Here is a 7,898-nt window from a genome sequence, read left to right on the forward strand (position 1 = left end):
AGCCAATTTCAACATTCACACATTAACCCAAAAAAACAAAGCGCGCTGAGAGTTCAGTGATTGGTGTGCTTTACGTTATGCAAAAATATGAACATCAATGACCCATTTATTGGTGAATACGAAATTCATCATTCATCTAAAAGTTTCACTATTGCTTTTGACGGTCGAAGTGAATGTGGAATGGGCGGACCAATACACGGGGAATTAATAGTTTCTAATTTCATTAGCACCAAGCAGGCTTTAGCGTGTGTCCTATATTCTGAAGAAACAGAAGAATTAGGTTATATGACTTGGAGACAAAAAGATGGCGGAGCTGTTATTGATGTGCACGTTACTGACTTTAACCAAACGAAAAGCTTTGAAGTTCAATTTGGAGCTCTTCGGTTCGTCTCAATTAGTCATGATCAAATTATACTCACTGACACCTACAGCGGCGAAGCTATAAAAATTGTCCGTGCATAACAAAACGCTGCACCCAATCCCTTCACCGTCGAGAAGCGAGCCATTTCCAATCTTCAAACATTAACCCAAAATCAAAGCGCGCTGAGAGTTCAGTGATTGGTGTGCTTTACGTTCGACTAAATTTACATGATCAAATCATCATTCACATACAACGAAGAGTTCATTCTAGAGGCTCAGAAAAAGCACAAATCAGCAAATCAGCTTAGAAAACCATTTCTGATAGCCGGTATAGCTGTCATTGTACTTTTAATCCCTATAGCCATATTCATGTTCTCTCTAGACGCTATTGGTATGGGTGTGTCTATCTTAGGGTTTTTATTAGTTGTAGTTGGCTCCCTTTGCTACGAAAAGTGGTCAGTACGACGTAGTCTACGTAGATCACCATATATCAATGACGAGGTTACTATCACATTTTCAGACGAACATTTCGAAGTTAGCACACCGATCTCACAGACATCTCTAAGTTGGAAGGTTTTCACTAAAGCCCAAGAGTTTCCTGATGGATTACTACTCTTTCATGGAGACCACATAATCAACTGGATCCCTTCCGCCTCATTAATTCGTTGCGATATCGAAGACCTTCGTCACTTTCTAAAGTCCAAAATCCAAGATTACCAACACATTACAAATTGAGCTTGTCGAACAAGACGCTGCACCCAATCCCCTCACCGTTGAGTAGCGAGCCATTTTCATCATTCAAACATTAACCCAAAACCAAAGCACGCTGAGAGTTCGGTGATTGGTGTGCTTTACGTTCTACTAAATTAATCAGCCTTCGTAACAGAAAGATGTACAAAACGATATTTGCCGTATTTGCAGTTTTTCTATCAAGCTGCAGTTCCCATAATGATACTGTAACGCCAGATGAAGCGCCTAGAAACACTGCTAATTCATCAAAGCAGCGCATCAACGATACAAAGCAACCACAACCTAAACAGTATGCTATCCTAATCGAAGGAAGGCCAGGTTGGGTTCGTAATCCTCACAGCGCATATTCAGAACCTTGGTATGCCGCCGACATGCCTGAAGGTGTAGCTATACGAAGTGACGAAGGAGTTTACTACATTCCGAAACTACCACCTATACCAGCAAAACAACCTCTATCATATCCACCAAAAGCAGTCACAGATCCTAACTAATCGTTCCAAACTGCCTTTGTAGAACAAGACGCTGCACCCAATCCCCTCACCGTCGAGACGCGAACCATTTTCACAATTCAAACATTAATCCAAAACCAAAGCACGCTGAGAGTTCGGTGATTGGTGTGCTTTACGTTAGGCTAAAAAATATGAAGCTTCATCTTATCATACATAGCGTAATCCTTGGAGGCCTTTTGATTTACGGTATCAATTTCATATGCATCGAAAACCCAAATCCTAACCTATGGAACTTCCGAGCGATCATTCTTTATATTTCTGCCGTGATCTCAGCATTATTCGGTATATGGAATACGGCTCGATACTCTCGTAATATCGCCAATGGATGTGAGGTCACAGTAGCAACAGCGGAAGCTAAAATATTTCCATATATGCTACATTTCATGTGGATGATCTGTACTGCTATTAGGTTCCTCTAGTAAAATCAACTTGCCTAACAAGACGCTGCACCCAATCCCCTCACCGTCGAGACGCGAACCATTTTCACAATTCAAACATTAACCCAAAACCAAAGCGCGCTGAGAGTTCGGTGATTGGTGTGCTTTACGTTCGATATAAACTTGTTCAGTCTACAAGCTCTACGGCGAAGTGGGGTATCCAACCTAATGTGACCTTCACCTCTTTCCACCCACCTTGGCACTGTATTTTGTAGGATCTTGGCCATGCGGATGCATCACTCAATTCTCCTCCTGAGTCTCTGTGTTCATTCTCAGCTATATTCTGAGCTAACAAACCAATATCTTTTTTCAGCCACTCGCGCATGGGAAGAAAATCATATTCCTCCCCCTCATCGTTTATCACTTTTACATAACCATCTACACTCAATACCTCGTTTTGTTCACTCATAGTTTTTAGGTTTCTCGTCAAATTAGCTCATCGAACAACACTCAGCATCCAACCTTCACCAGCTTACTGCTGGCTCGGTGGGATGTGCTAGAGGTTAGCCTAAATTATGACGTTTAAGGAACAAATAGACCTCTACGTAAAAGACCTGGTAGTTAAGGGCGCCAGCAAAAGTGCAGCGTATCCCCCATTATACAGATTACTTTGCAAGCTGGGTTTTAAGCCTAAACCTCCGCTATTTGCATCCGTATACCAAAACACCATATTACCAGCTATCGTGGCTGGTATTATTTGGGCTCTTATTATGAGACTCACTGTTTGGCAGGATTACCCAGTTAGCACTGTATTTCTCGCAGGTTTCAGCTTTGCAGTACTTACTTCCTTCGCTAACTACTATCAAATTAGTCGCAATAAGAAGAAGTATGGAATCTCAGGGTCATGGGAGAACTACACTTCCAAGCTAGAGAAATTGCCCTTGGCTAACAAGACGCTGCACCCAATCCCTTCACCGTCGAGAAGCGAGCCAATTTCAAAATCCAAACATTAACCAAAAAACAAAGCGCGCTGAGAGTTCAGTGATTGGTGTGCTTTACGTTAGCTTAAATATACAAGTGCAACGAATCTCCATACTCGGTTGCCCTGGAGCTGGTAAATCTACCCTATCTCGGCAACTTTCGGATATATTCCATCTACCTGTAATCCATATCGACAAGGAGTTTTGGAATGAAGGCTGGACTCCTTCAGATCAGGATGAATTCAGGCTGCGAATGAAAAGCATCTACGAAACACCGACTTGGATTATTGATGGACATTACTACTCCACTCTCGCCGAGAGGTTAGCACATACAGAAGTTGTTTATCACTTAGACTACCCTACTCACATTTGTTTGTTTCGAGCCTTAAAGAGAATCATCACAAGCTACGGTCAAGTTAGAGAAGATATCGCAGAAGGTTGTCCAGAGCGTCTAGATTTTGAATTCATCACCTATCTATTAAGGTTCAAGAAATCATTCCGAGAAAGTACCTTGTCTCTTATTCGTGAGAATCCTAATTTGACAGTCCACACATTCAAACATCCACGCGAACTTCGATCTCACATAAATCAACTTAGCTAACAAGACGCTGCACCCAACCTCGTACCGCGGTTAAGCGCGACTCACCTTCCTCTACATTCACACTTAAATCTTAATCCGAAGCTTTCTGGTCGAGTACTCGGTTGGTGTGCTTTACGTTATGCTAAAAATGGAACTCCCAATACAAATCGTTAAAGTTAAATCACGCTCAACTGGTACAGAATATTATTCAGCATTCCCCCAAGCTGACACGGATATGGCTACTGACGGATTGCTCATAGTTATAAGTCGTGAAACTAACGAAATTCAACTCCATCTGGCATCAGCTGAACAGTATCCATTAGGTCCTTATGATGGCGCGAAATCATGTGCGATGATACAGAACAATAAACATGCTAGATCTGATTTAAGAGCATCCTCTATCGATATTGAAGCTCCATCATACTCTAGTAGTAACTGTAATTTTGCGTTTCATGACATATTAGAGCTTGCTGGACATGCAGACGTAATAGAGTCTCTAACCGTTGATGAATTTATTCGCATAGGTGGAACATTACACGACTACCGCTAAATTGCCTTTGCATAACAAGACGCTGCACCCAATCCCCTCACCGTCGAGACGCGAGCCATTTTCACAATTCAAACATTAACCAAAAACCAAAGCACGCTGAGAGTTCGGTGATTGGTGTGCTTTACGTTAGCGTAAATTTTGGCAGTTAGGTTTTAGCATTCCCTTTCACATTCAATCTCATCAGGTACTTCCGAATCGCAGATCTCCGTATTCTGAATTCTATGTTTTCACATCATTCGTCTCAGCATGTCGCTTTCTGAACTCCACGTCTTCTCTGAGAACCTCTCCAGATGATCCAGATTACTCTTTTCACATTCATCTACGCTTCCTAGATTCGTCTCATCCAGATTAGGTATACGCGACCAGCAAATCTAAAGCATCGCTTTCGCTAACAAGACGCTGCACCCAATCCCTTCATCGTCGAGAGTCGAACCATTTTCAACCTTCAAACATTAACCCAAAAACAAAGCACGCTGAGAGTTCAGTGATTGGTGTGCTTTACGTTAGCTTAAATATGACACGACTACTCACAATAGCTCTAGCTCTAACTTTTACATCATCAATCCAAGCTTCAGATGATCGGAAGGCTGAGAGAAAACCAGACATCATTGTCGTGGACGAAGCTGGAACCCCTATTCACAACGCGGAAGTTCAAGCTGTAACTCCATCAACTAACGGAGAGTGGCTTAAATCGAATAAGAAAGGTCATGCTAATTTCGGGTGGCACTTCCAGACTATCGAATGGGTATCAGCGAGAAAAGTAGGATATAATCCGATCGTTGATCAGCAATTTAAAGGTGTAGAGAAACCAGTTAAAATTATTCTCACTAAAAAATTTGTACTCAAAAATTGATCTACCTAGTATCAAGCGCTAAGTGCAACACTATCTAGCTGAGCTAACATCTCTTTTGGTGTCATGTAGTTGTACCTTTTTCGTGGACGATTATTGAGCCGGTGCTCAATAAAATGACATTGCCTTTGAGTAAGGTTTTCCATGCTACACCCCTTAGGTAAATACTGACGAATAAGACCATTTGTATTCTCATTTGTCCCTCGCTCCCACGAGTGGTAAGGGAAGGCAAAATAGAAGTCTAAATCATGCCTTTTTTCTAACTTTTTGTAGCCATGGAACTCTACCCCATTATCTGCCGTTATTGTCTTAAAGTGCTGCGGTTTACGCCTAATGAGCTTTGATGTTCGAGCATTCAGATCTACAACTTTCTTTGAATCAAGCTGTCCAATCATAACGTAACCTGTAGCTCTTTCGACCAGTGTTACGATTGCTTTTTTCCCACTCCCATGCACCGTATCAATCTCCCAATGACCTAAATCTAAACGCTTTTCGATCTCTGGTGGACGCACATCGATCATCTTCTTCCCTGCTAAACGTCCTCTGCTATCCTTGCTACTATATCGCTTACGTCGTTGTTTGCTTGATCCTCGGAGTTGCTTGTAAAGCTTACCTCCGTGCTTCTTATCAGCCCAAATATATTTATAAATAGTCTCATGACTAATACTGAGAGCTTTTTCTAACTTCAGACGTCCTGAGATTTGCTCGGGGCTGAACTGCAGCTCAAGCAATGTGATCACGTGCCGCCATTGCTTTGAACTAAAGTTCGTCCCTTTTCGACTACGCTTCAATCTGCCTTGATAATAGCTCTGCGCATGATGCGCTACATAGCGTCCATTTGTGTATCGATTTCTCTCTAATTCTCGTGAAATTGTGGAAACATTTCGATTCATCCTTCGAGCTATTTCTCGCAGAGATAATCTCCGCAATCTGTAGTGGCCTAGTATACTTCTTTCTTCGCGTGACAGGTGCTTGTAATGTGACATGGTTTTGCTTTCATAGACCTAGTCTATAATCCTGACCAGGTGTTGCACTTACCCTATGAATCCAAGCTAGCTAACAAGACGCTGCACCCAATCACTTCCCCGCCTAGAGTCCGACCGACCATGACAATTCCAACATCAACCCAAAATCGTAGCACGCTGAGAGGTCAGCGATTGGTGTGCTTTACGTTCTCCTAAAAATGCGACGCATTATCACACGTTTAAAATCAATGCCCGAACCTCTCTCATGGATTGCTCCATTATTGATGTTCTTTGGTGTATTATTCGTAGTGATGGCTGTCTGCCCTTCTAGCACTCACAGAATTAATGACGTTCCTGTAAGCTATAGTGAATTTTGGAACTCTGGTGCTGGGTATATTGTTTCAGTCTTAGGAGTCTTGCTATTCGCTATAGGTTTCGGCCTATATAGAGCTCAGAATTGGGTCAGATACATTCCACTCCTAGCTTTTAGTTTATCTGGATTCTACCTACTAATAGCTGACACTGAAGACCCTCGATGGGTTTCGATCGGCTGCTTTACTTTTGCTTTTTTTAGCTGGAGATACTTTTTCCGCAGACCTTCTATAACTAACTACTTCAAACAAAATTGACTTTGGAGAACAAGACGCTGCACCCAACCTCGTACCGCGGTTGAGCGCGACTCTCCTTTCACTACATTCAAACTTAAATCTTAATCCTAAGCTTTCTGGTCGAGTACTCGGTTGGTGTGCTTTACGTTCGGCTAAAATGAAGACATCTACCTCTAAATCCATCGTTAAAGGCATCATATGGGTTTCATGGTGCTGGACTCTGCTTACGCAAGCATCTTCGGTATTCTTCAGACTCAACCCTCAAAGGTTTGAATGTGAATGGTTCGTTTATGAACTCTCCTGGTTCTCAAGCTTACTTATTCCACTACTCTTACTATACTCCCTACGTTTTCAGATCATCTGGCGTATGAAGCACCCCGTAACACTATTATTGGTATACTGGTTAGGCCTCTTCTTCACTCAGAGTTTACTCTACACAGGATTGCACAGTTTCGATAAGATCCAGCACATCTACTATATAGCGTCATTGTCTTTCACTCTAATCTACTGTCCTTACTGGCTTAATAAACCTCAAATAACAGTATTGAAGAGGTCACATATCACAGAATGAAGTTTCTTCTAGCCGTTCTAGCTACTCAAAAATAGCCTTTGCCGAACAAGACGCTGCACCCAACCTCGTACCGCGGTTGAGCGCGACTCACCTTTCACTAGATTCAAACTTAAATCTTAATCCAAAGCTTTCTGGCCGAGTACTCGGTTGGTATGCTTTACGTTCGACTAAATATGCAAACCTTAAGCCAACGCTATGTCTTCTTCACAATCGCAATCTTAAGTTCTTTTCTACTCACTTCTGTAGGCAGAATTTTCATCGAACGTTTCGATCTCAATTATGAGAGCTTTTCTCAAGTCGCCCTTCCAACAGGAATTTTACTAGTGGTTTGGATTTACCCATTGAAGATATTTAACGACAAAGGATCGTTAATTGGTATGCATCGTCAAGCACTCAAAGCTTCTATGTTCTTCCTATTCACTTTTGCTGGTATGTATATAGACGAACTCTTCGCTTTAGACCTTCCTGTTTGGTTCGACATCCTAATCCCCATCGGATTATTACTGATGGCCATTTTGTTATATAAGATCCTGCTATGTGCTTTATCTAATAAGAATAAGATTACAGATAATGCCGGCTCTCCAGCTATTTCTCCGACTCAATGAAGCTAAATCAACTTGTCGAACAAGACGCTGCACCCAATCCCTTCACCGTCGAGACGCGAGCCATTTTCACAATCCAAACATTAACCCAAAAACGAAGCGCGCTGAGAGTTCAGTGATTGGTGTGCTTTACGTTAGCGTAAATCTGAAGATCTTTGGATAATAGTTCTATCTGATTTACAGTCTTTTCCATTAC

General features: G+C 42.0%; 10 protein-coding genes. 8 read left to right on the forward strand and 2 right to left on the reverse strand.

Annotated features, from left to right (window positions below; translation table 11 throughout):
* The first annotated feature begins 87 nt into the window (after window positions 1-87).
* The 3 genes from ACSHX2_RS14985 to ACSHX2_RS14995 all read left to right on the forward strand — a co-directional run bounded on the left by ACSHX2_RS14985 (window position 88) and on the right by ACSHX2_RS14995 (window position 2,038).
* A complete protein-coding gene (locus ACSHX2_RS14985) occupies window positions 88-462 on the forward strand; it encodes a hypothetical protein (protein ID WP_435693767.1) in 375 nt (124 codons plus the stop codon).
* A gap of 126 nt (window positions 463-588) precedes the next feature.
* Window positions 589-1,095 carry a YcxB family protein gene (locus ACSHX2_RS14990; RefSeq protein ID WP_435693768.1) on the forward strand — a complete coding sequence of 169 codons (507 nt, stop codon included), beginning with the start codon at window positions 589-591 and terminating at the stop codon, window positions 1,093-1,095.
* Between the two features lie 655 nt (window positions 1,096-1,750).
* Window positions 1,751-2,038 (forward strand): hypothetical protein, encoded by a 288-nt coding sequence (locus tag ACSHX2_RS14995; protein WP_435693769.1) that lies wholly within the window; start codon window positions 1,751-1,753, stop codon window positions 2,036-2,038.
* 145 nt (window positions 2,039-2,183) lie between these two features.
* On the opposite strand, the gene ACSHX2_RS15000 is transcribed toward ACSHX2_RS14995, so the two are convergent.
* Window positions 2,184-2,465 (reverse strand): hypothetical protein, encoded by a 282-nt coding sequence (locus ACSHX2_RS15000; protein ID WP_435693770.1) that lies wholly within the window; start codon window positions 2,463-2,465, stop codon window positions 2,184-2,186.
* 106 nt (window positions 2,466-2,571) lie between these two features.
* Here ACSHX2_RS15000 and ACSHX2_RS15005 point away from each other — a divergent pair, with 106 nt between their 5' ends.
* The 4 genes from ACSHX2_RS15005 (at window position 2,572) to ACSHX2_RS15020 (ending at window position 4,959) form a co-directional block, all read left to right on the forward strand.
* Window positions 2,572-3,009 carry a DUF6404 family protein gene (locus ACSHX2_RS15005; RefSeq protein ID WP_435693771.1) on the forward strand — a complete coding sequence of 146 codons (438 nt, stop codon included), beginning with the start codon at window positions 2,572-2,574 and terminating at the stop codon, window positions 3,007-3,009.
* A gap of 64 nt (window positions 3,010-3,073) precedes the next feature.
* Entirely contained in the window at window positions 3,074-3,577 is a 504-nt protein-coding gene (locus ACSHX2_RS15010) for a topology modulation protein (RefSeq protein WP_435693414.1), read from the forward strand.
* A gap of 127 nt (window positions 3,578-3,704) precedes the next feature.
* Window positions 3,705-4,106: a hypothetical protein gene (locus ACSHX2_RS15015; protein ID WP_435693772.1), complete on the forward strand. Its 402-nt coding sequence runs from the start codon at window positions 3,705-3,707 to the stop codon at window positions 4,104-4,106.
* A gap of 514 nt (window positions 4,107-4,620) precedes the next feature.
* Window positions 4,621-4,959, forward strand: coding sequence for a hypothetical protein (locus ACSHX2_RS15020; RefSeq protein ID WP_435693773.1), 339 nt, complete (start codon window positions 4,621-4,623; stop codon window positions 4,957-4,959).
* A gap of 11 nt (window positions 4,960-4,970) precedes the next feature.
* On the opposite strand, the gene ACSHX2_RS15025 is transcribed toward ACSHX2_RS15020, so the two are convergent.
* Window positions 4,971-5,942, reverse strand: coding sequence for an IS30 family transposase (locus ACSHX2_RS15025; RefSeq protein WP_435693774.1), 972 nt, complete (start codon window positions 5,940-5,942; stop codon window positions 4,971-4,973).
* A 1,331-nt stretch (window positions 5,943-7,273) separates the two neighbouring features.
* Between ACSHX2_RS15025 and ACSHX2_RS15030 the strand changes: the two genes are divergently transcribed.
* Window positions 7,274-7,705 carry a hypothetical protein gene (locus ACSHX2_RS15030; protein ID WP_435693775.1) on the forward strand — a complete coding sequence of 144 codons (432 nt, stop codon included), beginning with the start codon at window positions 7,274-7,276 and terminating at the stop codon, window positions 7,703-7,705.
* Window positions 7,706-7,898 lie beyond the last annotated feature (193 nt).

This window comes from Rubritalea sp., from assembly GCF_051252225.1.
Classification (GTDB): Bacteria; Verrucomicrobiota; Verrucomicrobiia; order Verrucomicrobiales; family Akkermansiaceae; genus Rubritalea.

Excerpts from the sequence above, each read along its gene's own strand:
- ACSHX2_RS14995 (WP_435693769.1), top strand. The coding sequence starts at position 1,751 with ATGAAGCTTCATCTTATCATACATAGCGTAATCCTTGGAGGCCTTTTG.
- ACSHX2_RS15015 (WP_435693772.1), top strand. The coding sequence starts at position 3,705 with ATGGAACTCCCAATACAAATCGTTAAAGTTAAATCACGCTCAACTGGT.
- ACSHX2_RS14985 (WP_435693767.1), top strand. The coding sequence starts at position 88 with ATGAACATCAATGACCCATTTATTGGTGAATACGAAATTCATCATTCA.
- ACSHX2_RS14990 (WP_435693768.1), top strand. The coding sequence starts at position 589 with ATGATCAAATCATCATTCACATACAACGAAGAGTTCATTCTAGAGGCT.
- ACSHX2_RS15005 (WP_435693771.1), top strand. The coding sequence starts at position 2,572 with ATGACGTTTAAGGAACAAATAGACCTCTACGTAAAAGACCTGGTAGTT.
- ACSHX2_RS15000 (WP_435693770.1), bottom strand. The coding sequence starts at position 2,465 with ATGAGTGAACAAAACGAGGTATTGAGTGTAGATGGTTATGTAAAAGTG.
- ACSHX2_RS15030 (WP_435693775.1), top strand. The coding sequence starts at position 7,274 with ATGCAAACCTTAAGCCAACGCTATGTCTTCTTCACAATCGCAATCTTA.
- ACSHX2_RS15020 (WP_435693773.1), top strand. The coding sequence starts at position 4,621 with ATGACACGACTACTCACAATAGCTCTAGCTCTAACTTTTACATCATCA.
- ACSHX2_RS15025 (WP_435693774.1), bottom strand. The coding sequence starts at position 5,942 with ATGTCACATTACAAGCACCTGTCACGCGAAGAAAGAAGTATACTAGGC.